This is a genomic window from Frankia sp. RB5 (genome assembly GCF_059816245.1).
In genome coordinates, this window is sequence record NZ_JCBATA010000003.1 from 145809 (window position 1) to 169651 (window position 23843).

23 protein-coding genes and 1 tRNA gene are annotated in these 23843 nt (G+C 73.9%); 9 read left to right on the plus strand and 15 right to left on the minus strand.

Annotation, left to right across the window (positions count from 1 at the left end; all coding sequences use genetic code 11):
- Positions 1-4: 4 nt before the first annotated feature.
- Positions 5-1276, minus strand: a complete 1272-nt coding sequence (locus tag AC6EXY_RS02645; RefSeq protein WP_101835660.1) for a glycosyltransferase family 2 protein — start codon at positions 1274-1276, stop codon at positions 5-7.
- A gap of 132 nt (positions 1277-1408) precedes the next feature.
- Here AC6EXY_RS02645 and AC6EXY_RS02650 point away from each other — a divergent pair, with 132 nt between their 5' ends.
- Positions 1409-2671, plus strand: coding sequence for a glycosyltransferase (locus tag AC6EXY_RS02650; protein WP_101835658.1), 1263 nt, complete (start codon positions 1409-1411; stop codon positions 2669-2671).
- A gap of 63 nt (positions 2672-2734) precedes the next feature.
- Here the strand turns inward: AC6EXY_RS02650 and pth are convergent, their stop codons facing one another.
- The 9 genes from pth to AC6EXY_RS02695 form a co-directional block, all read right to left on the minus strand.
- Positions 2735-3328: an aminoacyl-tRNA hydrolase gene (gene pth, locus AC6EXY_RS02655; protein WP_101835679.1), complete on the minus strand. Its 594-nt coding sequence runs from the start codon at positions 3326-3328 to the stop codon at positions 2735-2737.
- 176 nt (positions 3329-3504) lie between these two features.
- Positions 3505-4131: a 50S ribosomal protein L25/general stress protein Ctc gene (locus AC6EXY_RS02660; protein ID WP_101835657.1), complete on the minus strand. Its 627-nt coding sequence runs from the start codon at positions 4129-4131 to the stop codon at positions 3505-3507.
- 225 nt (positions 4132-4356) lie between these two features.
- Positions 4357-4944: an alkaline shock response membrane anchor protein AmaP gene (locus AC6EXY_RS02665; RefSeq protein ID WP_101835677.1), complete on the minus strand. Its 588-nt coding sequence runs from the start codon at positions 4942-4944 to the stop codon at positions 4357-4359.
- The gene (locus tag AC6EXY_RS02670) at positions 4941-5711 is read right to left on the minus strand and encodes a DUF6286 domain-containing protein (protein WP_133150882.1); all 771 of its coding nucleotides are present in this window, start codon (positions 5709-5711) and stop codon (positions 4941-4943) included. The genes AC6EXY_RS02665 and AC6EXY_RS02670 overlap by 4 nt, the downstream gene beginning before the upstream one ends.
- 35 nt (positions 5712-5746) lie before the next feature.
- The gene (locus AC6EXY_RS02675; RefSeq protein WP_101835653.1) at positions 5747-6190 is read right to left on the minus strand and encodes an Asp23/Gls24 family envelope stress response protein; all 444 of its coding nucleotides are present in this window, start codon (positions 6188-6190) and stop codon (positions 5747-5749) included.
- Positions 6187-6375, minus strand: a complete 189-nt coding sequence (locus tag AC6EXY_RS02680) for a DUF2273 domain-containing protein (protein ID WP_101835651.1) — start codon at positions 6373-6375, stop codon at positions 6187-6189. Before AC6EXY_RS02680 ends, AC6EXY_RS02675 begins: the two co-directional genes overlap by 4 nt.
- Positions 6376-6507: 132 nt before the next feature.
- Entirely contained in the window at positions 6508-6945 is a 438-nt protein-coding gene (locus AC6EXY_RS02685) for a GTP-binding protein (protein ID WP_101835649.1), read from the minus strand.
- The gene (locus AC6EXY_RS02690; protein WP_101835647.1) at positions 6942-7307 is read right to left on the minus strand and encodes a hypothetical protein; all 366 of its coding nucleotides are present in this window, start codon (positions 7305-7307) and stop codon (positions 6942-6944) included. The genes AC6EXY_RS02685 and AC6EXY_RS02690 overlap by 4 nt, the downstream gene beginning before the upstream one ends.
- Positions 7304-7840 (minus strand): Asp23/Gls24 family envelope stress response protein, encoded by a 537-nt coding sequence (locus AC6EXY_RS02695; protein ID WP_499818366.1) that lies wholly within the window; start codon positions 7838-7840, stop codon positions 7304-7306. Before AC6EXY_RS02695 ends, AC6EXY_RS02690 begins: the two co-directional genes overlap by 4 nt.
- Positions 7841-8304: 464 nt before the next feature.
- On the opposite strand from AC6EXY_RS02695, the gene AC6EXY_RS02700 reads away from it, so the two are divergent.
- Both AC6EXY_RS02700 and AC6EXY_RS02705 read left to right on the plus strand, forming a co-directional pair.
- Positions 8305-9465: a 4-(cytidine 5'-diphospho)-2-C-methyl-D-erythritol kinase gene (locus tag AC6EXY_RS02700; RefSeq protein ID WP_101835643.1), complete on the plus strand. Its 1161-nt coding sequence runs from the start codon at positions 8305-8307 to the stop codon at positions 9463-9465.
- 49 nt (positions 9466-9514) lie between these two features.
- A complete protein-coding gene (locus AC6EXY_RS02705; protein ID WP_101835641.1) occupies positions 9515-11362 on the plus strand; it encodes an ABC-F family ATP-binding cassette domain-containing protein in 1848 nt (615 codons plus the stop codon).
- 33 nt (positions 11363-11395) lie between these two features.
- On the opposite strand, the gene AC6EXY_RS02710 is transcribed toward AC6EXY_RS02705, so the two are convergent.
- Entirely contained in the window at positions 11396-12442 is a 1047-nt protein-coding gene (locus AC6EXY_RS02710) for an acyl-CoA desaturase (RefSeq protein ID WP_423748169.1), read from the minus strand.
- A 583-nt stretch (positions 12443-13025) separates the two neighbouring features.
- Here AC6EXY_RS02710 and AC6EXY_RS02715 point away from each other — a divergent pair.
- From AC6EXY_RS02715 to AC6EXY_RS02730, 4 genes are all read left to right on the plus strand, one after another.
- Positions 13026-13097: transfer RNA gene (locus tag AC6EXY_RS02715), tRNA-Gln, on the plus strand.
- A 388-nt stretch (positions 13098-13485) separates the two neighbouring features.
- Positions 13486-15093, plus strand: coding sequence for a bifunctional UDP-N-acetylglucosamine diphosphorylase/glucosamine-1-phosphate N-acetyltransferase GlmU (gene glmU / locus AC6EXY_RS02720; protein WP_101835639.1), 1608 nt, complete (start codon positions 13486-13488; stop codon positions 15091-15093).
- 198 nt (positions 15094-15291) lie between these two features.
- Positions 15292-16266: a ribose-phosphate diphosphokinase gene (locus AC6EXY_RS02725; protein WP_101835637.1), complete on the plus strand. Its 975-nt coding sequence runs from the start codon at positions 15292-15294 to the stop codon at positions 16264-16266.
- Positions 16267-16309: 43 nt separating this feature from the next.
- A complete protein-coding gene (locus AC6EXY_RS02730) occupies positions 16310-17335 on the plus strand; it encodes a tryptophan--tRNA ligase (RefSeq protein ID WP_101835635.1) in 1026 nt (341 codons plus the stop codon).
- Positions 17336-17434: 99 nt separating this feature from the next.
- Here AC6EXY_RS02730 and AC6EXY_RS02735 read toward each other — a convergent pair whose 3' ends face one another.
- From AC6EXY_RS02735 to AC6EXY_RS02745, 3 genes are all read right to left on the minus strand, one after another.
- Positions 17435-19090: an HNH endonuclease signature motif containing protein gene (locus tag AC6EXY_RS02735; protein ID WP_499818365.1), complete on the minus strand. Its 1656-nt coding sequence runs from the start codon at positions 19088-19090 to the stop codon at positions 17435-17437.
- Between the two features lie 150 nt (positions 19091-19240).
- Positions 19241-20008 (minus strand): 16S rRNA (adenine(1518)-N(6)/adenine(1519)-N(6))-dimethyltransferase RsmA, encoded by a 768-nt coding sequence (gene rsmA, locus AC6EXY_RS02740; RefSeq protein WP_499818369.1) that lies wholly within the window; start codon positions 20006-20008, stop codon positions 19241-19243.
- Between the two features lie 176 nt (positions 20009-20184).
- Positions 20185-21009, minus strand: a complete 825-nt coding sequence (locus AC6EXY_RS02745; RefSeq protein WP_101831659.1) for a TatD family hydrolase — start codon at positions 21007-21009, stop codon at positions 20185-20187.
- Positions 21010-21144: 135 nt separating this feature from the next.
- Here AC6EXY_RS02745 and AC6EXY_RS02750 point away from each other — a divergent pair, with 135 nt between their 5' ends.
- Together AC6EXY_RS02750 and AC6EXY_RS02755 are read left to right on the plus strand one after the other, a co-directional pair.
- Positions 21145-22263 (plus strand): ABC transporter substrate-binding protein, encoded by a 1119-nt coding sequence (locus AC6EXY_RS02750; RefSeq protein WP_101831660.1) that lies wholly within the window; start codon positions 21145-21147, stop codon positions 22261-22263.
- A gap of 41 nt (positions 22264-22304) precedes the next feature.
- Positions 22305-22862, plus strand: a complete 558-nt coding sequence (locus AC6EXY_RS02755) for a YdcF family protein (RefSeq protein ID WP_499818364.1) — start codon at positions 22305-22307, stop codon at positions 22860-22862.
- 29 nt (positions 22863-22891) lie between these two features.
- Here AC6EXY_RS02755 and rsmI read toward each other — a convergent pair whose 3' ends face one another.
- A complete protein-coding gene (rsmI, locus tag AC6EXY_RS02760; RefSeq protein WP_499818363.1) occupies positions 22892-23839 on the minus strand; it encodes a 16S rRNA (cytidine(1402)-2'-O)-methyltransferase in 948 nt (315 codons plus the stop codon).
- Positions 23840-23843 lie beyond the last annotated feature (4 nt).

A 23843-nucleotide genomic window follows, 5' to 3' on the forward strand; every position in this document is an offset into this window, starting at 1 on the left:
TGGCTCAGCCCCCGGTGGAGCTCAGCGCCCCGGACGGCGACGACGCGGCGGGCGGCTCGCCGCCACCCGCCTGCGCTCCGCCCTCGGCACCCGCGCTCCCGGCACCGGTGCCCACCGCTCCCGCGGCGGCCACGGTCCCCGCAACCGCCTGCCGCTCCGGCTTCGGCCACACGGCCGGGCGGTCGTGCGCCAGGAAGCGGCGCACGCCACCGAGCGCGACGGCCTGCAGGAAGAACACCTGGGCGACGAGGCGGGTCGGGCCGGGCGGGGTGCGGCCGGTGAGCAGCGCGGCCGTGCTCGCGGCGCCGACCGCGTTGCCCGCCAGGAAGACCCGGGCGGCCCAGCTGTGCCGCGCCGCCGGAACCGCTATCCCGACGAGCACGACGTGCGCCATCGGCCCGAACGACGAGCGGACCAGCCGGTGCCCCCACAGCTGCGGGGTGACCGGCAGCGCGCCCGGCACCAGCGTCGCCCGCCGCCGCCAGAGCATGTCCAGGTTCCCCGCGACGATCCGGGTCCGCCGCTCCCACTCGCCGTTGTAGTCGGGCGCCGCCTGCTCGATCGAGTAGGCCGCGGGCTCGTAGACGACCCGCAGGCCGCCCTCGAGGACGTCGAGCGCGAGCCACGCGTCGTCCACGGCGGTGTCGCCGGGCAGCGGCCGGAACGCCGCGCGGCGGAACGCCAGCATCTCGCCGACCACGCCGATGGTCGCGCCGGTCGCGGACTCGCAGCGCTTGAGCCACGACTCGAACTTCCAGTAGAAGCCCTGGGCGCCGTCCGGGTCGTCGACCTGCTTCTCGCCGGCGACCGCGCCGACCGTCTCGTCGGTGAAGTGGCGTGCGGCGGCCCGCAGCGCACCGGGGGCCAGCACCGCGTTGGCGTCGGTGAGGACGACGACGTCATGGGAGGCGGCGGCCACCCCTCGGTTGACCGCGCGCGCCTTGCCCAGCCGCTCACCGGACGACAGCACCCGCACGCCCGGCCGGCGCGAGGCCTCGGCCGTGTCGGGGTCGTCCGCCACGACGATGATCTCCATCGTGCCGGGATAGTCCGTACCCTGCAGTTCGTCCAGCTTCGTGCCGATGACCGCCGCCTCCCGGTACGCGGAGACGACGACGCTGAGCGCCGGCCAGACGTCCGGGTCCGGCGGGGTCGACGTCTCCAGCCCACGGCTGCGCAGCCCGATGTAGACCGGATACAGAACGTGACCGTAAACGGTGGCGGCTCCGAGCGCCGCGACCGCGGCTCCTCGACCGATGGTCCGGACACCTGTCATGACAACAACCGTAGCGTTCCGGTGGACGGTCCCGGCCAACGGCTCCGGGCGCGTGACCGGGTTGTCCCTTCCCCGTGTGCGGGGTGACCCTCCCCCGGTCGGGGGCTATCGCAGGCCGTTACAGTGGGACCGGTGAGCGACTCCACACGCTGGATCGTCGTGGTCGAGGAACCCTTCCTCCCGGCGGATGCCGGCGGTCGGGTGGAGACATTCAGCTTCCTCACCGCGGCGGCCGCGGCCGGCATCCGGATGCAGATCCTCGTGCCCGCGCGCGAGGAACTCGACATCTCCGCCTACGAGGAGGCCGTCCCCGGCTCGGCCGTCATTCGGCTACACCGCGACGACAGCCCCCGCTCACACCTGACGCTCAGGCCGTTCATGCACGCGTCCCGGCCGGTCGGCCCGCTGCGCCGTGCCCTGGAGGCCACCCCGCCGCGCGCCGACGCCGTGATCAGCTACAGCTGCCGGTCCTCGCACCTCGGCGAGGAGATCGCCCGGATCTGGAAGCTGCCGCACCTCGTGCGCGCGCACAACGTCGACTCGGAGTTCTTCCGGGTGCTGGCACGCTCGAGCTCCGGCCCACGCGCGGTGGCCTACGAGATGGAGTACCACAAGCTCCGCCTCGCCGAGCAGGAGCTGCACCACTCGCCGCTGGTCACCTGCATCGCCGACATCTCCCTCGAGGACCACGAGTGGCGACGTGCCCGGGCAAGCGTGCCGACGTTCCACCTGCCGCCGTTCCTGCCGGTTGGCGCGCTGCGGGCCGGCTCGCCGGACAGCGCCGCCGCCGCGAGCCTGACGCCCGCCGGTGCCGGCTCGGCCGCCGGCCAGCCAACCGCCGCCCTCCCCGGCGGGGTCGGCGATCCGGCGGCCGACCAGCGGCTCGTCTTCGTCGGCTCGCTGGACACCTCGACGAACATCGAGGCGCTGCGCTGGTTCCTCGGCGGCTGCTGGCCGACGATCCGGGTCCGCCATCCCCGCGCGACGTTCCAGGTCGTGGGCCGGCGCCCGGAGGACGGCCTGGCCGCGTGGCTCGCCGGCTTCGACGGCGTCGAGCTGCACACCGACGTCCCGAGCGTCGCCGGGTACCTCGCCGCGGCTAGCCTGTCGGTGAACCCGATGCGCTCCGGCTCCGGGGTGAACATCAAGGCCATCGAGGCGATGGCGAGCGGCACGCCGGTGGTGAGCACGCCGACCGGCAGCCGCGGCCTGGGCTGGACCGCCGGGACCCATCTCCTCGTCGCCGACGAGCCGGGCGCGTTCGCCGCCGCCGCCTGCGAACTGCTGGCCGACCCGGCGCGGGCCGCCGAGATCGGCGCCGCCGGCCGTGCCTACGTCCTGCACGAGCTCGACCACGCCGCGCTCATCCGCGAGATCCAGAAGCACCTGTCCTGACCCGCGCTGGCCGGCCCAGTCAAAGCCGGCCGCTCCGCGGGCGTGGGGCACACGCCGCGGGCCTCAGAGCAGCGCGTGATAACGGTTCTGGGCCGGCTCCAGGCCGTCGGTGATGAGCATCTCGACCGAGTCGGCGGCGTGCTCCAGCAGGAGCGGCAGTTCCCTGCGCTCGGTGGTTCCGAAGTCGCGCAGCACGAAGTCGGCCGGATCCATCCGGCCGGGGGGCCGGCCGATGCCGACCCGCACCCGCAGGTAGTCGCGGCTGCCCAGCGCCGACGAGATAGACCGCAGGCCGTTGTGGCCGTTGTCGCCGCCGCCGCGCTTGAGCCGCACGGCGCCGAACGGGATGTCCAGCTCGTCGTGCACTACGACGATCCGCGACACATCGATCTTGTAGAACGTGCGCACCGCGCCGACCGGCCCGCCGGAGAGGTTCATGAACGACAGCGGCCGGGCTAGGACGGCCCGGGCGCCGGCCAGGCGGACCTCGGCGACATCCGCCCGCGACCGGTGCGACTTCAGCCTCGACCCGGCCCGCTCGGCGAGCAGGTCGACGACCATGAAACCGGCGTTGTGCCGGTTGCCGGCGTAGTTCGGCCCAGGATTACCCAGTCCAACGACGAGCCATGGCCCGTCGTCGGTGGGGATGTTCGTCATCGCCTGCCCACCCACGCTCGCCTGTTCATCCGCGCACCATCGTCCGCGCGGCACGCGGCCGTCCTCCACCGCGTGCCGTCTTCCTCAACCGCGCATCATCACACAATGGCGCCGAATCGGTCTCGGTGGCGCCGGGCGACGTGGACGAGGGTGCCGACGGAGAGAGCCGTCCGCGCTCAGGCGGACGCGCTCGCCGCGCCGACGCCCTCGGCCTTCTCAGCCGGCGTCTCGCCGAGCTCGGCCTCGACCTGCGCGGTGGTCCGCTTGGCCAGGCACTGCACGACGACGAGATCGGGATCGGCGTCGAGCTCGGCACCCGACGGCAGCGGCAGCTGACGGGCGAGCACGCTCGTGCCCGGCTCCAGGCCGGTGATATCGACGTCGATCGGGCCCGGCAGCCGCGCGGCGTCGGCCTTCACCGCGACGGTGGTGACCTGCTGGTCGACCAGGGTGTCCGGGTGCGGCTCACCGATCACCTGCACCGGGATGTCGGCGACGACCTTCTCGCCGCGGACGACGAGCACCAGGTCGATGTGCTCGTAGCTGCCCTTGATCGGGTGCCGCTGGACGTCCTTCGCGAGCGCGAGCTCGGTGCCGTCGGCGAGCTCGAGCGTCAGCAGGACGTTCGTGCCGGCATCTGTCTTGAAGGCGTGCAGCAGGTCGTGCGCGGGAAGCGCGATGTGGCGCGGCGGCTTGCCGTGACCGTAGAGAACGGCCGGGACCTTGCCGGCGCGGCGCGTGCGACGAGCACCGCCCTTACCGAACTCGGTACGCGGCTCCGCGGCGATGCGGACCTCGGACATGGCGACGCTCATCCTTCCAGAAGTGGGATTCCTTCGCCGGAGGGCGGACGGACCACCGCGGCGCGGTCCTTCACAGTACCGGACTCCTCGCCGTCGGGCGGCACCGCCCCGATCTGTCAAGACCCGTGGCGTCGCGAGCCGCGACCACAACCCCGCCCACACCGCCGCCCACACCGCCGCCCACACCGCCGCCGCGGCGAGGCCGGGGACCGCGTCCCGGCGTGTTCACCGCACGCGCGACACGCGTCCTCGCCGTCGTGGCGCCCCGATGTCCACCTCGCACCGCAGGTCGGAGCGGCCGACCGCCACCCGGGCGCGGTCCAGCACCGGTCCGACCGAGGCGGCGGCGACGCCGGGCACGTCGGCGCCCCGGCGCACGGTCACGGCGATCGCCAGCGCGGGATCGCGCCGGTCGCGCACCCGCGTCCGGCAGTCGGCAGCCCCGCCGACCGCGGCGACGTCGGCCGAGACCGCGTCGGTCAGCGCGTCCGCCGGCATCTGCACGACGCCGAGCTCGTCCGCCACCAGCGCGAACCCGCGGACCCGGCCGCCCCTCGGCCGCCGGGCCAGCCAGCCCAGGGCGAGCAGGGCGACCAGCCCGCAGCCGACCCCGACGGCCGGCCAGAACCAGCCCTCGCGGGCGGCGAACCGGCGCAGGGCCGGATCGAGCACGGCCCGCCGGGACGCGTCCCCGCCGAGGACCCCCGCCCCGGCCAGCAACGCGACCACCCCGGCGGCGACGAGCAGCAGGCCGAGGACCAGGAGCAGCACCCGTTCGCCCCGGCCAGCCGACGGCCCGCGCCGCGTGCTCACGACCGCCCGCCCGTCGCGCCCGGAGATCCCCGGCGCCCGGCCGGGGAGGCGTCCCGCCGGCCGGACGGCGAGGCTTCCCAACCGCCGGACGCGCTGCCGTCCCGCCCGTCCGGATCAGCCCGGCCGGCCCCGGCTGGCGGGCCGCCATACCCGACCGGACCGCGCCAGCCGGCGGAAGGTCCATCACCGGCCGGCCGATCCTGCCCGGCCCGAGTGGGCGAGTCCCGCCCGGGCCGGCCATCCACCCGGACCATCAGGCTCGGCGGGTGGACGAGCCCGAAGGCGTCGAGTTCCCGCTGCAGGGCAGCCGTCGCCCGCTGCGCCGCACCGCCGGCGGCCCGCTCGCGCAACCGAAGCCGCGCCTGCGCGGTACTCCGGCCGACCCGCACCCGTGCCCCGTCCACGCCGTCGACATCGAGCGCGCTGGCCCGCAGGGCGCGCGCGAGGCCCCGCCGGTCCACGTACACGCCCGCGCGCGGACGGCTCCAGCGGGCGGGCAGCCGATCGGGCGTGCCGCGCAGCAGGGCGAGGCCTACCAGGCTCAGCCCGAGCAGCACGGCGACGGCCGCACCCACCCGCGCCGAGCGCGCCGACCAGGCCGTGCGCCCCAGCGTGCCAGCCCAGGACGGCCAGTCGACGATCACGTACCCGGCACCGGCCGCCGCGGTGACGATCTCGATGACGGCGATGATCCCGGCGGCGGCGATCAGGCCGGCGAGCACCCACGCGGCGAGGCGCTGCCCCGCGCGCACGACCTTTTCCCCCATCGGACCGTCACCCCCGTCACCTCCGTCGGCGGACCTCACACCTGGCCCTCATCCCCCGTTCCACCCATCCCATGCACGTCCCGTGTCCGATCGAGCACACTGGGACTGGATCCGTCGCCGACGCGCAGCGCGGGCACCGCGATGTCGAGACGAGCCACCCGGATCCCGGCGAAGGCCGCGACCCGCTCGCGCACGGCCACGCGGACCCGGCCGGTGATCTCGTCCACGGACGCGGGGTAGCGCACGGCGAACGCCATGGTCAGCCGCGCCTCGCCGCCCCGCACCCGGGCGGTGGCCCGGGGCCGGCGACCCCAGGCGCGCGAGCCACCCAACCGGCGCGGCGCCCCGGCCACCCCGAACACCTCCGCGGCCGCCGTGACCGCGATCTTCTCCACCACCCGGTCGGCGACCCGCAACGACCCCGCGCCGGCCGGGCTGTGCCGCACCACCGCCGCGTCCGGCCCGGCGTGGCTCCTCACCGCCGACTCCGGCGTCGATCACCGCCCACGTACCGGGTGACGTCCAGGTCGCCGTCGATGACCTTGCCGACGACCAGGCCGATCGCGCCGAAGACCAGCACGATGAGGAACTCGCCGAAGCCACCGAAGGCCAGGGCAAGCCCGGCGATCAGCCCGGTCAGAAGGCCGACTGCTGACGCTCGCATGGTTGACGCCCCTTCCGCTTTCCGTAGTCCGCCCGGGCGGGTGACGCGGGTCGCGTCCCAGGATGGCCAGGGCAGGGCGCGATGATCACATGCCTCGCGCGTGGCGGGGACGTGCGAGAGCGGGATGTCGGCTCAGCGAACTCGAGGACCACACCTGGCTGGATCGCCACCCGTCCTCGGCGCCCCACCGCGCCAGCCCCCCACCAGCCGATCCCACCGCTGGCGGTACCAGCCACCCCGATGCCCATCGGTATCGCCCCGGCCGCGAAGGAGCCGGCCCAGCAGCGCCGCCCGACCGGCGAGCCGGGCGGCCACCGAGCGCCGCCGATACGCCGTCGGCCCGGACCCGGGCCGGGTCGCCGGCCCGGCCGGGCCGACCGGGCGGCCGTCGCCCACGTCCGCCCAGACACGCAGACCCTTGGCGAACAGCACGGGGTCGCCGCCCACGTCGGGATGGTGCGCCCGGATGAAGGCCCGCCGCTGCTCGCGCCGCCGGGCCGCGGCCGCCTCGCCCCCGGCCGGGCGCGCCCGCTCCCCGGCGACCGGACTGTCCGCCGACCGGCGGCTCATGATGACCCGTCCGGGCCAGGCACGAGATCGCCGATGAGGACGTCGACCCGTGGGCAGCCGGGTGCCGCGGCCAGGACCGCCTCCCGGACCCGCTCGGCGAGGCCGGCGAGGCGCTCCCCGAAGTGGCACTCGACCTGCACGGCGATGCCGTCGGGGCGTACCCGCACGCCCTCGACGCGGCGACCGGGCAGGTAGGTCGCCACCTCCGCCGCGGCGGCGGGCGCCGGGTGCGGTCGGACGGGTGCGGGCGTCGCCACCAACCGGGCCACTCCGGCACACGCCAGCGCCGCGCGGGCCACCTCGTCCGGGTCCCAGGGCAGCCAGGTCGCGTGGTCCCCGCCACCCGTACGGGCCGGGCTCATTCGACTCGCCGCGGCTCTTCCTCGCCGTCCTCGCCGATGTAGACGTCGTCGACCGCGATGTTGACCTCGGTGACCTCCAGGCCGGTCATTCCCTCCACGGAGGACACGACGTTGCCGCGGATCGACTGGGAGAGGTCCACGATCGAGACCCCGTAGTCGCACACCACGTCCAGGTCGACGGCGGCCTGCCGTTCGCCGACCTCGACCGCGACGCCCCGGGCGACGCTGGACGAGGCGCCAGGAATGCGCGCCTTCATCGAGTTGATGGCGCGGCCACCGCCCGTGCCGAGCGTGTGCACGCCGTCCACCTCGCGCGCGGCCACGCCGGCGATCTTGCGGACGACCGCGTCCGAGATCGAGGTCCGCCCTCTGCTCGTGAGCAGGTCGGTGGCGCCGTGGCGCTCGGCGACGGCAGTGCCCCCGCCGCCCGCGGAAGTGGCGGAATCCGCCGACCAGGTGCCGCCAGCGGTCTGGCGGGACGTTCTGGTGCCGGTGCTGCCAGCGGCGCTACCGCCGCCGGTGGTCGTAGTCATGGTGTCTCCTCCCTCACCGGGTCGATCTCCCGGCCCGGGCACTCGATGCCCCCGCCCGCGACGAACCCGTGCGTGCGACGAACCCGTGCGTGGGCAGGCTCACGCGTCACCGGCCCGTGCACCCGGCCACCCGCTCACAGCGCCGTGGACAGGACCACCCGGGCCGTGGTCGGCCGGTCGCGGTCGGCGGCTGGCCCCTCCCGCCATGTACCCCGCGGGTGCACGGCCATACGCCCCATCGCCGTGGATAGGTTGGATCCGGCTGACCGCGCCGCCCGCTCGGGCCAGGTCATCCGCGCACGAGCGAGCCCGCCCGGCCGGGACAGCGTGACCACCGGAACAGACAGGCCTCGCCCGTTCGCGCCAGACTGGCCCGCGCGGACCACCGGTCCTCGTGAGTCCGACGGACTCGTGCGTCCAACCCAACCCGTGAACCTGAGTGAGTCCGAGCGAAGGAGCCTCCGCTGCCTCGATCCCACCCGGGTCCGCGCCACGTCGCGGGAGCCGGTTCCGCTACCGTCACCGTCCGGGCGCCGGCCAAGGTCAATCTTCATCTCGGCGTCGGTCCGCTGCGCCCGGACGGCTACCACGATGTGATCACCGTTCTCCAGGCCGTCTCGCTGTTCGACGATCTCATCGCCACCGCGCCGGACGCGGCCGCGCTGGATGGCGGCCCGGCGCCCGCGGGCGGGAGCTCCGAAGGCCCGCACGGGCCACCGGCGGACGGCCATCCTGACGGCCGGGCCAGCCTCGGTCCCGACGGCGACGGCGACGGCGACGGCGACGGTATCGTCGTGACCGTCGAGGTGACCGGCGAGGGGGCCGATCCGGCCGCGCACGGGCCGGCGACCACCACGCCCGACGTGTCCATCGTCCCGACCGGCATGGACAACATCGCCGTGCGTGCCGCGCATCTCGTCGCCGAAGCCGCGGGGATCACGTCCGCGCGGGTGCACCTCGCGCTGACCAAGGGCATCCCGGTCGCCGCGGGGATGGCCGGCGGCAGCGCGGACGCGGCGGCGGCGCTCGTCGCCTGCGACGCGCTGTGGCAGACCGGCCTGGACCGGGCCACCCTGGCGGAGCTCGCCGCGCGACTCGGCAGCGACGTCCCGTTCCCGCTGACCGGCGGCACCGCGCTCGGCACCGGCAGGGGCGAACGGCTGACCGACGTGCTGGCGACGGGCGAGTACCACTGGGTGTTCGCGCTCGCCGACGGCGGCCTGTCCACCCCGGCCGTCTACGCCGAGTTCGACAAGCTCGCCGAGGGACGCCTGCGCACCGGCCCCACCCCGGCGGACGACGTCCTCGCGGCACTGCGCACCGGTGATCCGGCGCAGCTCGGCGCGGCCCTGGTCAACGATCTGCAGCCCGCGGCGCTGCGGCTACGCCCTGCGCTGCGCCGGGTCCTGGAGACCGGCCGCGAGCTCGGCGCCGTCGGGGCGATCGTGAGCGGCTCCGGGCCCACCTGCGCGTTCCTCGCCGCGGGTGCCAGCGAGAGCGTCGACCTCGCCGCGAGCCTGGCCGGCATGGGTGTGACCCGGGCCGTGCGTCGCGCCTCGGGTCCGGCCGCCGGCGCCCGGGTCGTGGAGGGGGCCGCGACGGAAGGGGTTCCGGGGCCCGCGTGACCCCGGCGGCCGGTCTGGCGGCAGGCCCGGCCCGACTACGCTGGACGTGATGGCACATCTTCTCGGGGGCGAGTCCCTCCACCTGGAGTACCCGACCAGGGTCGTGTTCGACGCGGTGACGATCGGGGTGAACGAGGGCGACCGGATCGGCATCGTCGGCCGCAATGGTGACGGAAAGTCATCGCTGTTGGGGATGCTGTCGGGCCGGATCGAGCCCGACGCGGGACGGGTGACACGTCGCGGCGGGGTGCGGACGGGCGCGCTCGACCAGGCCGACACCTTGGACGATGCCTCGACGGTGGGGGACACGATCATCGGTGACCGCCCCGAGCACGAGTGGGCCGGCGATCCGAAGGTGCGTGACGTGATCGCCGGCCTGGTGCCCGACATCGGGTGGGACACCCGGATCGCCACGCTCAGTGGCGGTCAGCGCCGCCGGGTGGCGCTGGCCGCGCTGCTCGTCGGCGAGTGGGACGTCATCGTTCTCGACGAGCCGACCAACCACCTCGACGTCGAAGGCATCACCTGGCTCGCGGCGCACCTGCGCGGACGGTGGTCCCGGGGCGCGGGCGGCCTGCTGGTCGTCACGCACGACCGCTGGTTCCTCGACGAGGTCGCGACGACGACCTGGGAGGTCCACGATCGGATCGTCGAGCCGTTCGAGGGCGGCTACGCCGCCTACGTGCTCCAACGGGTCGAGCGCGACCGGCAGGCCGCGGCCGCCGAGGCGAAGCGGCAGAACCTCATGCACAAGGAGCTGGCCTGGCTGCGGCGCGGCGCCCCCGCCCGCACCTCCAAGCCGAAGTTCCGCATCGAGGCCGCCAACCAGCTCATCCAGGACGTCCCGCCGCCCCGCAACCGGCTGGAGCTGGCCCGGATGGCGACCGCGCGGCTCGGCAAGGACGTCATCGACCTGCTGGACGCGGGGGTGTCGTTCGACGGGCGCGAGGTGCTGCGCGACGTCGAGTGGCGGATCGCGCCGGGCGAGCGCACGGCGATCCTCGGCGCGAACGGCGCGGGCAAGTCGACCCTGCTCGGGCTCGTCGCCGGCACTGTCGCACCCACGGCGGGCCGGGTGAAGCAGGGCAAGACCGTCCGGCTGGCCGTGCTCGACCAGCAGTTCCGCGAGCTCGACGACATCGCGGGCGACCGGGTGCGCGACGTGCTGGCCCGCACCCGCACGACCTACGTGGTCGACGGCCGGGAGCTGACCCCGGCGCAGCTCCTCGAGCGCCTCGGCTTCGCCCGCGAGCACCTCTCGGCTCGGGTCAGCGACCTGTCCGGCGGGCAGAAGCGCCGGTTGCAGCTGCTGCTGGTGCTGCTGTCCGAACCCAACGTCCTCATCCTCGACGAGCCGTCGAACGACGTCGACACCGACATGCTCGCCGCGATGGAGGACCTGCTCGACTCCTGGCCGGGCACGCTCATCGTCGTCTCGCACGACCGCTACCTGGTGGAACGCGTCACCGACCAGCAGTACGCGATCATCGACGGCCGGCTGCGCCATCTGCCCGGCGGCGTGGACGAGTACCTGCGGCTGCGCGGGACGGCCTCCTCGACGAGCCGGGGCACGGCCGACGCCCGAGGCGGAGGCGGTGCAGGCGCCAGAACGGGGTCGGACGCCCGAGGAGCGGCGGGGCCGAACGCCGACACGTCGGCCTCCGCACCACGTCCGTCCGCCGCCGAGGAACGCGCCGCGCGCAAGGAGCTCAGCGCGACGGAACGCAAGCTCGACCGGCTCTCTGAGCGCATCGCCGCCATCCACGAGCGGATGGCGGCCCACGACCAGAGCGACTACACGGGGCTCGGCCGGCTCACCGACGAACTCCGGGAGGCCGAGGCGCAGACCTCGGCCCTGGAGGCACGCTGGTTCGAGCTCACCGAGATCGCCGGCTGACGCCGCGCGCAACGGCCATGCCGCGCGTAGCGGCTACGCCGCGGGTTCGGCAGCCGCAGCGGGTTGGGCGGTGATCCGCTTGGCGGCGAGGCGCGCCGGGTCCGGCCAGCGCACGTCCCGCACCAGGCGCAGCGTCTCCATCAGCTTGATCAGATAGAAGCTGGTGTCGATCTGCCACGGACGTACCCCGTGGCGGGCCGACGTCGGCTCGGCGTGGTGCAGGTTGTGCCAGGACTCGCCCATGGACAGCAGCGCGAGGGGCCACACGTTCGTCGACCGGTCGCGGCTGCGGTACGGCCGGGAACCGAGAACGTGGCAGATGCTGTTCACCGACCAGGTGACGTGGTGCAGCACCGCGACCCGCACCAGGCTCGCCCAGAAGAACGCCTGCGCCGCGGCCTCGAACGAGCCGCCCCACAGCCCGCCGATGAGCGCGGGCGCGGCCAGGCTGACGAACGCGCAGAGCCCGAACGAGTGGCTGACCCGGACGATGTCCGGATCATCCAGCAGGTCCGGGGCGAACCGGCGCTGATCGGTCTGCTCCAGGTCGAACAGCCAGCCGACGTGCGCGTGGTAAAGACCCTTGAGCATGGACCAGGTGCCGGGACCGTAGCGCCACGGCGAGTGCGGATCGCCCTCGGCGTCGCTGAACGCGTGATGGCGGCGGTGGTCGGCGACCCAGCGGATCACCGGCCCCTCGATCGCCATGTTGCCGGCCACCGCCAGGGCGATCCGCACCGGTCGCGACGTCCGGAAGCCGCGATGCGTCAGATAGCGGTGGAATCCGACGGTCACCCCGTGGCCGCTGATCGCGTAGAAGACCGCGGCAAGGATGACGTCCCGCCAGGAGATCCATCGACCCCACAGGGCCGGGATCGCGGCCACGAGCGCGGCGAGCGGGACGACGATCACCAGGAGCAGGATGACCTGCTCGGCCCGGGCCTTGGCCATCGAGCGCGGCCGGGTGGCCTTACCGGTGTTGGCGGGATCCGCGCGGCGCGCGGCCCGGTTCCCGTCGGGTCCCCGGGCGTCATCCGGCGCCCGATTATCACCCTGGGTCACCGTGTCGGTTGCGGTCATCGCCTCGTCCCGTCCATCGCGGCAGGTCCCGCCATTGTGGCGGGTTCACTGCACCGGCACTCCATCGGTCACGGTAGCCCGCCGATATGACAACAGTCCCCATCACCGACGTCCACCGCGCAAACGGCCCACACCCCCGCGCGCTCACCGAGCGGTCCCGTGCTCGCCGAGGGGGCCGCGCGCCTGCCGGCCGCCCGACGACCCCCGGTCACCACCAGCGGCCCCCTGCCGAGCAACGGCGCCGCCCGACTGGAGATCCGCCCAGCCGGAGATCCGCCCGGCAGACGCGGACCAACCCGCAGACGCGCTCCGGCGGCCACGGAACCGCGATCGGTGCCCACCGGACCGGCCACATGTACGGACCCGAACCACCACACCGTGGAACTACGCCTGGACGGGACACCCGCCCCGCCATCGACACCCGCTGGCGCCACCCCGTAGGCAGGCGCCCAGATGTGCTCTCTCCAGCGGGACCGCCGCGCGGGCGAGGCACGGCAGCGCGAGGGCGGCAGCGATGACGGCTGGGCCGACTTTTATCGTCCGCGCCACCCGCGATGGTAGAGTTGCCATGTTTTCCCCGCGGTCCGCCGTAGTGTAATCGGCAGCACAGGAGATTTTGGTTCTCTTAGTCCACGTTCGAGTCGTGGCGGCGGAGCACAGCCGGAGTACTACCAGTAATACCATCACAAAAAATTGGCGGGAAGTATCGCCGCGCCGGTCAGGCCGCCGGATCCACGAATTCCGCCGCCCGCGCCCAGGCGGTTCCCATCCACGTCGCCCGTGTGCCCGGCACCCACTACATTGCGGATCCCCACCGCGGACCGGATGGCGCATCCGCCCGGCACTCGGGTCGCACACCGCGGAGGCGGACCACCGATGACCCGCCGGCACGGAGACCCGGACAGGCAGACCCAGACGGCGAACGTCGCCTCCCCGTGAGCCACCGGAACGTCGCGGTACTGTGGTCCCCGTCGCCCCATCGCCGTGCCGATCACAGACCGTGCCGATCGAAGATCGTGCCGATCAGAGACCCGGGAGATCGCGTGACCTCACCACGTCCGGCGGCCGTCATCATCCTGGCAGCGGGCGAGGGTAAGCGGATGCGCTCGGCTACGCCGAAGGTGCTGCACCGCGTCGCGGGGCGCGCGCTGCTCGGGCACGTCCTGCAGGCCACCGCCGCCCTCGCCGCCACCCGGACCGCCGTCGTCATCGGCCACGGCCGGGAGCAGGTCACGGCCATGCTCGCCGAGCAGGCGCCCATGGCGGTCACCGCCGTGCAGAACCGCCAGCTCGGCACGGGTCACGCCGTGCGGGTCGCGCTCGGCGCGCTCGACGGCCTCGCGGAGCGGGACACGGTGATCGTGCTGCCGGGTGACACCCCACTGCTCACCGGGGCGACGCTCGCCGCCCTCGCCGAGCACCACGACGCCACCGACGCCGCCGCGACCGTGCTGACCGCCGTCCTCGACGACGCCACCGGCTACGGCCGGGTCGTGCGGGACGGTGACGGAGGGGTGCGGGCGATCGTCGAGCACCGCGACGCCGACGCAGCGACCGCGGCCATCCGCGAGATCAACACCGGCGTCTACGCCTTCCGCGCCGGTTCGCTCCAGGCCGCTCTGGCCCGTCTGACCAGGGACAACGCCCAGGGCGAGGAGTACCTGACGGACGTCGTCGCCCTGTTGGTCGGCGACGGCGAGCCGGTGGCGGCCCGCAGCGTCGCCGACCCGGCCGAGGCGGCCGGCGTCAACGACCGGGTCCAGCTCGCCGCCGCCGGCCGGGCCCTGCGCGACCGGGTCGTCGAGGCCGCGATGCGTGGCGGCACCACGATCATCGATCCGGCGACCACCTGGATCGACGCGGATGTCACCCTCGAGCCGGACACGACGATCGCTCCGCACACCTCCCTGCACGGCCGCACCCACGTCGCCCGCGGGGCGACGGTCGGCCCCGAGTGCACTCTCACCGACACCGTCGTCGGCCCCGGCGCGACCGTCATCCGCACCACCGCCGAGCGTGCCGAGATCGGCGCCGACGCCACCGTCGGCCCCTACAGCCATCTGCGCCCCGGCACCCGGCTCGGCCGCGCTGGCAAGATCGGGGCCTTCGTGGAGACGAAGTCCGCCGAGCTCGGTGAGGAGACGAAGGTCCCCCATCTGGCCTACGTCGGCGACGCGGTCGTCGGCGACCGCAGCAACATCGGTTGCACCTCGGTGTTCGTGAACTACGACGGCGTCGCCAAGCACCGCACGATCATCGGCTCGGATGTCCGCATCGGCAGCGACACGATGCTCGTCGCCCCCGTGACCGTCGGAGACGGTGCCTACACGGGCGCCGGCGCCGTCATCCGCGAGGACGTGCCGCCCGGGGCACTGGCCATCCGGGAGGGCCGTCAGCGCGTCATCGAGGACTGGGTGGCCCGACGCCGCCCTGGCTCCCCCGCCGACCAGGCGGCCTCGGCGGCCTCGGCGGCCGGGGCGCCCACCGTCGCCGCACCCGCACCCGCGGCTGGTTCGCGACCGACCGTGCCGGAATCGCCGCGGCCGGCGGACCTACCCGCTGCGGACCGTGATTCCGCCGGTGACTTGGCGCACACCAGGCTGCCCGAGCCCGGCATCGCTGGCGTTCCGGGCGCCGGAAGCAGAACGTAGAAGGGTCGGCCTCCAACCTTCTGACCAGCGAGGGGATGCTCACGGCCTGGGCTGCGTCCGGTCACCCACGCCGGCGCGCTAATCAGCGCGGCACCGGGTACCACCCGGATACGCCCTCGGCTGCCGGCCGCGCGAACAGCCGGGCCGGCGCATCGCGCACAGCAGTCTGATCATCCTTCACGCCCGAGGAGACACGCGGTGGCCTACCAGACCGAGAACCGGCGGAACCTGATGCTGTTCTCCGGGCGTTCCCACCCGGCGCTGGCAGCCGAGGTAGCGGCCGAGCTCGACGTCACGCCGGTGCCGACCAACGCCTACGAGTTCGCCAGCGGCGAGATCTTCGTGCGTTTCGAGGAGTCGGTCCGCGGCTGCGACGCGTTCGTCCTGCAGTGCCACTCGGCGCCGGTGAACACCTGGCTGATGGAACAGCTGATCATGGTGGACGCGCTGAAGCGGGCGAGCGCGAAGCGCATCACCGTCGTCGCGCCGTTCTACCCGTACGCGCGCCAGGACAAGAAGCACCGCGGCCGGGAGCCGATCTCCGCTCGGCTCGTCGCCGACCTGTTCAAGACCGCCGGCGCCCACCGCCTCATGTCCGTCGACCTGCACACCGCGCAGATCCAGGGCTTCTTCGACGGCCCCGTGGACCATCTGTTCGCGCTGCCGCTGCTGGCGGACTACATCGAGAACAAGCTCGACACCTCCGAGGTCACCGTCGTCGCGCCGGACTCGGGCCGGGTGCGGGTGGCCGAGCGCTGGACCGACCGGCTGGGCTGCCCGCTGGCGATCATCCACAAGCGGCGTGACCCGGATGTCCCGAACCAGGTCAAGATGTTCGACGTCGTCGGCGAGGTCCGCGGCCGTACCTGCGTCATCGTCGACGACATGATCGACACCGCCGGCACGATCACCAAGGCCGCGGAGTCGCTCAAGGCGCACGGCGCCGCGGATGTCATCGCCGCCGCCACCCACGGGGTGCTGTCCGGTCCGGCGGCCGACCGGCTGAAGAACTCGGAGATCAGCGAGGTCGTGCTCACCAACACCCTGCCGCTGTCGAGCGAGGCCCGCATCGACAAGATCACCGAGCTGTCGATCGCCCCGCTGCTCGCCGCCGCGATCAAGGCGGTCTTCGAGGACGGCTCGGTGACCGGTCTGTTCGGCGGCGACGCCTGAGGCAGCGGCGGCGGCACCCGCGACGTCCGTAGACTGCGCATCCATGGCAGCGGAGCAGCGCAAGGTGGCGCTCACCGGGATCAAGCCGACCGGTGAGCCGCACCTCGGGAACTACATCGGAGCGATCCGGCCCTCGCTGGAGCTCACCTCGACCTACGAGTCGATCTACTTCATCGCGGACTACCACGCCCTGACCTCGATCCGTGATCGCGTGGAGCTGGCGACGTACACCCGGTCGGTGGCGGCCACCTGGATCGCGCTGGGCCTGGATCCGGCCCGCACGATCTTCTACCGCCAGTCCGATGTTCCCGAGATCTTCGAGCTGTCGTGGGTGCTGTCCTGCGTCACCGCCAAGGGTCTGATGAACCGGGCCCACGCCTACAAGGCCGCACGAGACCGCAACGCCGAGTCCGGAGCAACGGACCTGGACGCCGGCGTCAACATGGGGCTTTTCAACTACCCCATTCTCATGGCCGTCGATATTCTCATCATGAACACCGACGTCGTGCCGGTCGGGCAGGACCAGACGCAGCACGTGGAATACGCTGCGGACATCGCCGGTACGTTCAACCACCTCTACGGAGACAGCTTCAGCCTGACGGTTCCGAAGGGCATCTATCCCGCCGGTGTCTCGGCGAAGGCGCTGCCCGGTGTCGACGGCCGCAAGATGAGCAAGTCCTACCGGAACACCATTCCGCTGTTCGCCCCGGAAAAGCAGCTGCGCAAGCTCGTTCGCGGCATCGTGAGCGACAGCACCCCGGTGGAGGGCCCGAAGGACCCCGACACCTCGGCGGCCTTCGCGCTCTACGAGAACTTCGCCACACCGGAGGAGGTCAAGGACATGCGGGCCCGCCTGGAGCAGGGCGGCACCGGCTGGGGTGAGCTGAAGAACGCCCTGTTCGAGGCCGTCAGCTCCTGGCTGTCCCCGCTGCGCGAGCGCTACGACGAGCTGGTCGCCCCCGGGAGCGAGCTGGATGTGATCCTCGCCACCGGCGCCGAGCAGGCGCGCGACCGAGCCCGCCCGGTCCTGACCGGCGTCCGCCGCGCGATCGGCATCGCCACCAGCTGATCCCGGCCCGCCGCGCGTCTCGCCCGCAGTGACCCGCCGACCCGAGCCGCCGGCCCGATTGCCGATGGTGCGTGCTCAGACCGCCGCCGCAGCCCGCGGTCATGTCCTGCGGCGGGTGGGTGGGGGCTGACCGTAGGGGTTGCGGCGGGGGCGCTGACGGGGGTCGATGTGCGGCGGTGGGATGAAGGAGGGCCGATCATCGTCCTCGACGAGGATCCGCCACCTGTCGTGGTGGACCTGCCGGTGGTGGGCGCCGCACAGCAGGACCAGGTTGCGGGGCATGGTGCGCCCGCCGTGCTGCCACGGGGTGATGTGATGACACTCCGTCCAGCTCGGCGGGACGTCGCAGCCCGGGTACGCGCACCCTTGGTCACGGACGACGAGGGCACGGCGGAGGCTCGACGGGACCACTCGAGTGGATCGTCCGACATCAAGCGGCACTCCGGCGGGATCGAGGATGATCCTGCTGACTTCGGCGTCGCAGGCCAGCCTCGTGAGGACCCCACGAGGTAGCGGAAGCCCCCAGTCGGTCATGGCCGGCTCGAGGCCGCCCCTGACGAGAGTGTCCCAGGGAACGTGCACGACGAGGTGGGGTCGCACCCCGCCACTGACGGGTACGACGGCACCGGTCAGCGCCCGCGTGACCAGTTCGACGAGGGCGTCGGCGCGGCGGCGCTGCGGGCTTCGGATGTCAGGGATGCCGTCGACGGCCGGGCGTGGCGCGGCGAGGCCGTCCAGCGCGGTGCGCAGCAGCGCGGCGGCCTCGGCGTCCAACTCACCACTGATCAGCGTGGTGCCCTCGGGCGTGTCGCGCAAGGAGAGGCGTCGGACCGCGGCCGGGTCAGGCGACGGCCGCTGGTCCTCGTCTCCTCCTTCGGATCTACCGGACCCGCTGTCCTCGCCGGACCCCCTGTCCTCGCTGCCCGGCGTGTCTGCGTCGCTGTCCCTGTCGCCAGGCCCGCGGCCGGGATCGTCGCTGTCGTCGTGTGGGGAATCACCGGACTGCCCGGTCCTGCTGTCGGCGCCGGGGGAAGGGTCGACGCGGGTGAGGTCCTCCCTGATGCGGGCGGCGAGCCTGACTAGCCGATAGGGGTCGAAGACCCGGGCATGGCCGAGCAGGGTCTGTTCGGCGTCGGCCCGCTCCTGGGGGGTGATATCGATGGGCAGGGAGGCGATCGCCTCGCGGATGACGTGGGCGTGCTCGACGGTGATGTCGCCGCAGGCAAGGGCCTGCCCGGTGGCCTCGCACGGGCCGTCGCTGACGGCGCGGGCCAGCGCGACCTGGCGGCGGGCCTCGCGAGTGGACAGGGCGAGCCGGTCGCGGAGCAGGCTGGGTATGTCGCTGGCCCCGCGACGAGGTGCCAGACCACGGTCGAGAGCCTCGGTGATCAGCCGGTTGTTGACCGCGGCCACCGGACCGCCCAATCGGCCGACGCCCTCCAACAGCGCGTCGAGCTCGCCATCGGACAGCGGCCACGCCTCGTCGGCCAGCATCCCCTGGATGTGCTCGACAATCATCGTCAGCCGGGCCCCCAGACTCCCCGCCGCGGCGCCGGAATGCGAATCGGAACCGCCGCTCGGCCGGGCCGACGGGTCGGGTGGGCCGTGGGGGTCGGCGGAGTCCGGTGCGCTGGACGGGGCGGGTGGTGCGGTGAAGTCGAGAAGGCCGCACAGGTCGGCATCGGCCTGGGGCGGTGGGTCGGGGGGAACCGGTGTGGTGCCGGGAATCTCGCCCCGCGCCGCGTGGATGACCATGGAACGACCATAGGACGAGCTACCCGGACTGTCGAACGCATGTTTGAAGACTGTGGACGAGGCGACCGGCCCGGTCCGACGGCTGTGGACAACGAAGAGTCCAGAGAATCCTCCAGGGAGGAGGCAGCGAGTGACGGTCGCAGCCGCCGACTACGGCGTGGAGACCGCGCGGGCGTCCGCCAGCCGGCAGAAGTCGTCGACGGAGAGCGTCTCGCCACGCGCGCCGGGGTCAACACCGGCGGCGAGGGCGAACTCCGCCGCGAGCGCCGGCGAGCCGGCCCAGGGCGAGAGCGCCGTCCGAAGGGTCTTGCGGCGCTGCGCGAAGGCGGCATCGATGGCGGCGAACACCGCGCGGCGCTGCTCAGGCCGCCCGGGCGGCTCGTCCCGGCGGGTGAAGGCGACGAGCGCGGAGTCGACGTTCGGCTGGGGCCAGAACACCGGACGCGGCACCCCGCCCGCCAGCCGGGACCGCGCGTACCAGGCCAGCTTCACGCTGGGCGCCCCGTAGACACGACCGCCGGGCGGGGCGGTGAGCCGCTCGGCCACCTCCGCCTGCACCATCACCAGTCCACGGCACAGCGACGGGAACCGCTCCAGCACGCCGAGCAGCAGCGGTACCGCGACGTTGTAGGGCAGGTTCGCCGCGAGTACGCCTGGCGCGGCCACCAGTTCCGGCAGGTCGTCCGGACCCACCGTCATCCCGTCACCGAGCACCACGCGCAGCCGGCCGGCGATGGCGGGGTCCAGCCGGGCGGCGACGGTCACCGGCAGAGCCGCGGCCAGCGGCGGATCGACCTCGACCGCGACGACGGCCCCGGCCGCGTCGAGCAGCCCCAGGGTCAGCGAGCCGAGGCCTGGGCCGATCTCGAGCACCGTGTCCTGCGGCCCGACGCCGGCGAGACGCACCAGCCGGCGCACGGTGTTCGGATCGACGAGGAAGTTCTGCCCGCGCCGCTTCGTCGGCTGCAGGTCAAGGGCACGCGCCAACGCCCGCAACTCCGCCGCCGCGAGCAGCCCGCCACCACCACCAGCGCCACCAGCGCCACCAGCGCCACCAGCGCCACCAGCGCCACCAGCGCCCGAAGCATCGATGCCTACCAGGGCCCGAACACCCGCTCCGAGTTGGCCGCCACCGCGGCACCGAGCTCGGCGACGCCCACTCCCCGCGTCTCGGCGAGCACCCGCAGGGTCAGCGGGATCAGGTACGGCCCACCTGGCCGGCCACGCCACGGCACGGGGGTGAGAAACGGCGCGTCGGTCTCGACGAGCAGCAGCTCGGCGGGGGCGACGGCGGCCGCCTCGCGCAGGTTCGCCGCGTTCTTGAAGGTGACGTTGCCGGCGAACGACATCACGTACCCGGCGTCCGCGCAGCTCCGGGCCATCGCCGCGTCGCCGGAGAACGCGTGGAACACGACCGTCTCGGGCGGGCCCTCCTCGGCGAGGATACGCAGCGTGTCGTCGTGCGCCTCACGATCGTGGATCATCAGCGCGCGCCCGGTCTCCTTGGCGATCGCGATGTGCCGCCGGAAGCTCTCCTGCTGGGCGAGGTGCCCCTCCGGTGGCGTCCGGTAGTAGTCCAGACCGGTCTCCCCGACCGCGCGGACCTTGTCCTGTCGGGCTAGCTCGGTGATATCGGCGTATGTCTGTTCGCTCACGCCGCGGGACGCCTCGTTGGGATGGATGGCGACGGCGGCGTAGAGCTGGGGATGGGCCCGCGCCACCTCGGCCTGCCACCGGCTCGTGGGAAGATCGACACCGACGGTCACCGCACGGGTGACACCGACGGCGGTGGCGGCGGCGAGTGCCGGCGCCACCTCGGTGTCCATCAGGTCGAGATGGCAGTGGCTGTCGACGACGGCCACCGGCAGCGGATCGGGCGGGGGCGGCGGATCGCCCGTCCGACTGGAGCTACGCGCCACCTCACCAACCGCCTTCCGGCCCCGCGTCCTGTTCCCCGCATTCCTGCGCAGTCTACGGCGGGACAGGCGTCCCGAAGATTCCGCATATCTCGCATGGGACGCTTAACAGGTGAACGACCGCAAGGAACACCGACCATGACGACGCCGCTGACTGTCGCCCTCGTCACTCCCCTGACCGGGCCGGACTCCGCCCAGGGGCTGGCCGGCCTGCGCGGGGTCACCCTGTGGGCCCGCGACGAGCATCTGCCGGCACCCTGGGACGAGATCAGCCTGACCGCCTACGACGCCCACCCTGACCCGGCCGCGGCGATGCGCGCCGCCGTCGCCGCCCGGCCGGACGCCCTGCTCGGGCCGTACGGCCACCGCGCGGCGCTGGCCGCCTGCGCGGCGACGGACCGAGTGGTGTTCAACACGGGCGCGCCGTCGACCCGGTTCGTCCGCCAGGCGTTCCCCAACGTCGTCAACATCGCGGCGGCCACGTCCACCTGGCCGCGCGGGGTGCTCTCGGTGGTGCGCGCGGCCGACCGGCGGGCCCGCAAGGTGGTGCTACTCGCCTCCGGCGACACCGCGGTGGAGATCGCCTCGGGGACGCGGGCGGCCGCGGGGGCGCAGGCCTTCGAGGTCGCCTCACACGTCTTCCCGCCGGGCCGGGCCACCCAGGCGGCGAGCCGGCTGCCACCCGGCGACATCCTCATCGTGCACGCCGCGCCGGACGACGAGCTGGCCGCGGCGAACATCCTGCTGCGCCGCCCGTGGCGGGCGGCCGCGTTCTCCACCGCGGTCAGCGCGCAGGCCACCGCCAGCCTCGGTGACCTGCGCGAACGCCTGCTCGCCCCGGGCAGCTGGATCCCGGAGGACACCCGGGGGACGGCCACCGGCCCGACCGCGCGCGAGTTCACCGCCGACTACACCGCGCTGCACGGTGTCGCGCCGACCGAGACGGCCGCCTGGGCCTACGTCACCGGGCTGGTCCTGGGCCGGGCGATCCGGTTCTGCGGCGGCGTCCAGGACGCCTCCGTGCTCGCCGCCGCCCGCGGCATCGACACGACGACGCTGCTCGGCCGGTTCCGCCTCGACGAGGCCACCGGACTGCAGGTCGGCCATCAGATCCCGGTCGTCCAGTGGCAGGACGGGGCGTCGCACACCGTCTGGCCGCGGGAGGCGGCCCGCGCCGCGTTCGCCCATCCGCGGCTCATCACCAGCCGACCGGCGGCGTGGCGGGGTCCGGCCGCGCAGCCCACCCGGGGAGGATGAGGCGACGGTTGCGTCGGCCCCGGCGGCGGGAGGAGGCGTCCTTGACGACGGCACCGCTCGGCACCGGGGCGGCGACCACGCCCGGCCGGCGCCGGGCCGTCGTCCTCGGTGTGGCCGCCGCCTTGGCCGTCGCCTTCGTGGTGGCGACGACCAGGCTGTTCGTCCTCCCGCATCAGGACCGCCCGGCCCGGGCGGACGCGATCGTGATGTTCGCCGGCAGCCCCGGCAGGCTCGAGCGCGCCGTCGCCCTCGCCCAGGCGGGTTACGCGCCGGTCCTGGCCGTGTCGCAGCCGACCGCCGAGGACCCCTGCCCGACGGACATCCCCGGGGTCGAGGTCATCTGCTTCTCCCCCAGTCCCCGCACCACCCAGGGCGAGTCGCGGTGGGTCGCCGAGGCCGCACGGGCACGCGGCTGGAACTCCCTGATCGTGGTCACGGCGACGTCGCAGAGCACCAGGGCGCACCTGCGCCTGGCCCGCTGCTATTCCGGCGAGACCCGGATGATCGGCGTGCCGCTGCCACGCACGATGTGGCCCTACATGATCGCCTACGAGTGGGCGGCGCTGGGCAAGGCCCTGCTCCTGCAGCGAACCTGCTGACCGACCCGACTACGCGGACGGCGCCGTGATCACGCGTGGCGACCGGGGCCGGGCGGCCGGGCGGCGAGTTCCGCGGCGTAGACGTCGTTGCGCGAGACGCCGAGCTCGGCGGCCACCGCCCGCCGCGCCTGGTTGCGTGACATCCCGGCGGCGCTGCGCCGCTCCACCTCGGCGGCCAGTGCCGCGGCCGAGACGGTGGCCGCGCCCGCCTGCGCGGCGACGTCTGTGCCCGTGTCCCGCGCGATGTCCGCGGCGGCGCCGGCGAGTCCGGTCACCGTCACCGGCGGGCGGCGGGCGGCACCGGCAATGACCAGGGTGAACTCACCGCGGATGACGCGGCCATCCGTCGCCCAGGCCCCCAGCGCCGCCAGGTCGCCCCGGACGATCTCCTCGAACGTCTTCGTCAGCTCGCGACAGAGCACCGCCGCCCGGTCCGCGCCGAACACGGCGAGCAGGTCGCGCAGCCCGGCCGCCAGCCGGTGCGGCGATTCCAGGAAGACCATGGTGCGCGTCTCGCCGGCCAGCTCCCGCAGCCGGGCCCGGCGCTCCGCGCCGCGGCGGGGCAGGAAGCCCTCGAACGTCCACCGGTCGCTCGGCAGCCCGCTGACGGCCAGCGCCGCCGTCACCGCCGACGGCCCGGGGACCACCGTGACGGTCATTCCGGCGGCGGCGGCCGCGGCGACGACCCGGAAGCCCGGGTCGGACACCGCGGGCATGCCCGCGTCGGTGACCAGCGCGACCGTCGCGCCCTGGCGCAGGTAGTCGGTGAGCTGCGCGGCGCGGGCGCCCTCCACCGCGTCGTAGCAGGACATGATCCGACCGCTGATCGTCACGCCGAGGCCGTGCGCGAGCCGCAGGACCCGGCGGGTGTCCTCGGCGGCGATGACGTCGGCGGTCGCGAGAACCTCGGCGAGGCGGGGGCTCGCATCGCGCACATCACCGATCGGAGCACCGCACAGCACCAGGGTCCCGGACACCTGA

Coding starts and splice junctions, on each gene's coding strand:
- AC6EXY_RS02645 (WP_101835660.1), bottom strand. CDS start 1,276: ATGACAGGTGTCCGGACCATCGGTCGAGGAGCCGCGGTCGCGGCGCTC.
- AC6EXY_RS02670 (WP_133150882.1), bottom strand. CDS start 5,711: ATGGGGGAAAAGGTCGTGCGCGCGGGGCAGCGCCTCGCCGCGTGGGTG.
- pth (WP_101835679.1), bottom strand. CDS start 3,328: ATGACGAACATCCCCACCGACGACGGGCCATGGCTCGTCGTTGGACTG.
- AC6EXY_RS02690 (WP_101835647.1), bottom strand. CDS start 7,307: ATGAGCCCGGCCCGTACGGGTGGCGGGGACCACGCGACCTGGCTGCCC.
- AC6EXY_RS02695 (WP_499818366.1), bottom strand. CDS start 7,840: ATGACTACGACCACCGGCGGCGGTAGCGCCGCTGGCAGCACCGGCACC.
- AC6EXY_RS02685 (WP_101835649.1), bottom strand. CDS start 6,945: ATGAGCCGCCGGTCGGCGGACAGTCCGGTCGCCGGGGAGCGGGCGCGC.
- AC6EXY_RS02680 (WP_101835651.1), bottom strand. CDS start 6,375: ATGCGAGCGTCAGCAGTCGGCCTTCTGACCGGGCTGATCGCCGGGCTT.
- AC6EXY_RS02730 (WP_101835635.1), top strand. CDS start 16,310: ATGGCAGCGGAGCAGCGCAAGGTGGCGCTCACCGGGATCAAGCCGACC.
- AC6EXY_RS02705 (WP_101835641.1), top strand. CDS start 9,515: ATGGCACATCTTCTCGGGGGCGAGTCCCTCCACCTGGAGTACCCGACC.
- AC6EXY_RS02735 (WP_499818365.1), bottom strand. CDS start 19,090: ATGGTCATCCACGCGGCGCGGGGCGAGATTCCCGGCACCACACCGGTT.
- AC6EXY_RS02710 (WP_423748169.1), bottom strand. CDS start 12,442: ATGACCGCAACCGACACGGTGACCCAGGGTGATAATCGGGCGCCGGAT.
- AC6EXY_RS02660 (WP_101835657.1), bottom strand. CDS start 4,131: ATGTCCGAGGTCCGCATCGCCGCGGAGCCGCGTACCGAGTTCGGTAAG.
- AC6EXY_RS02750 (WP_101831660.1), top strand. CDS start 21,145: ATGACGACGCCGCTGACTGTCGCCCTCGTCACTCCCCTGACCGGGCCG.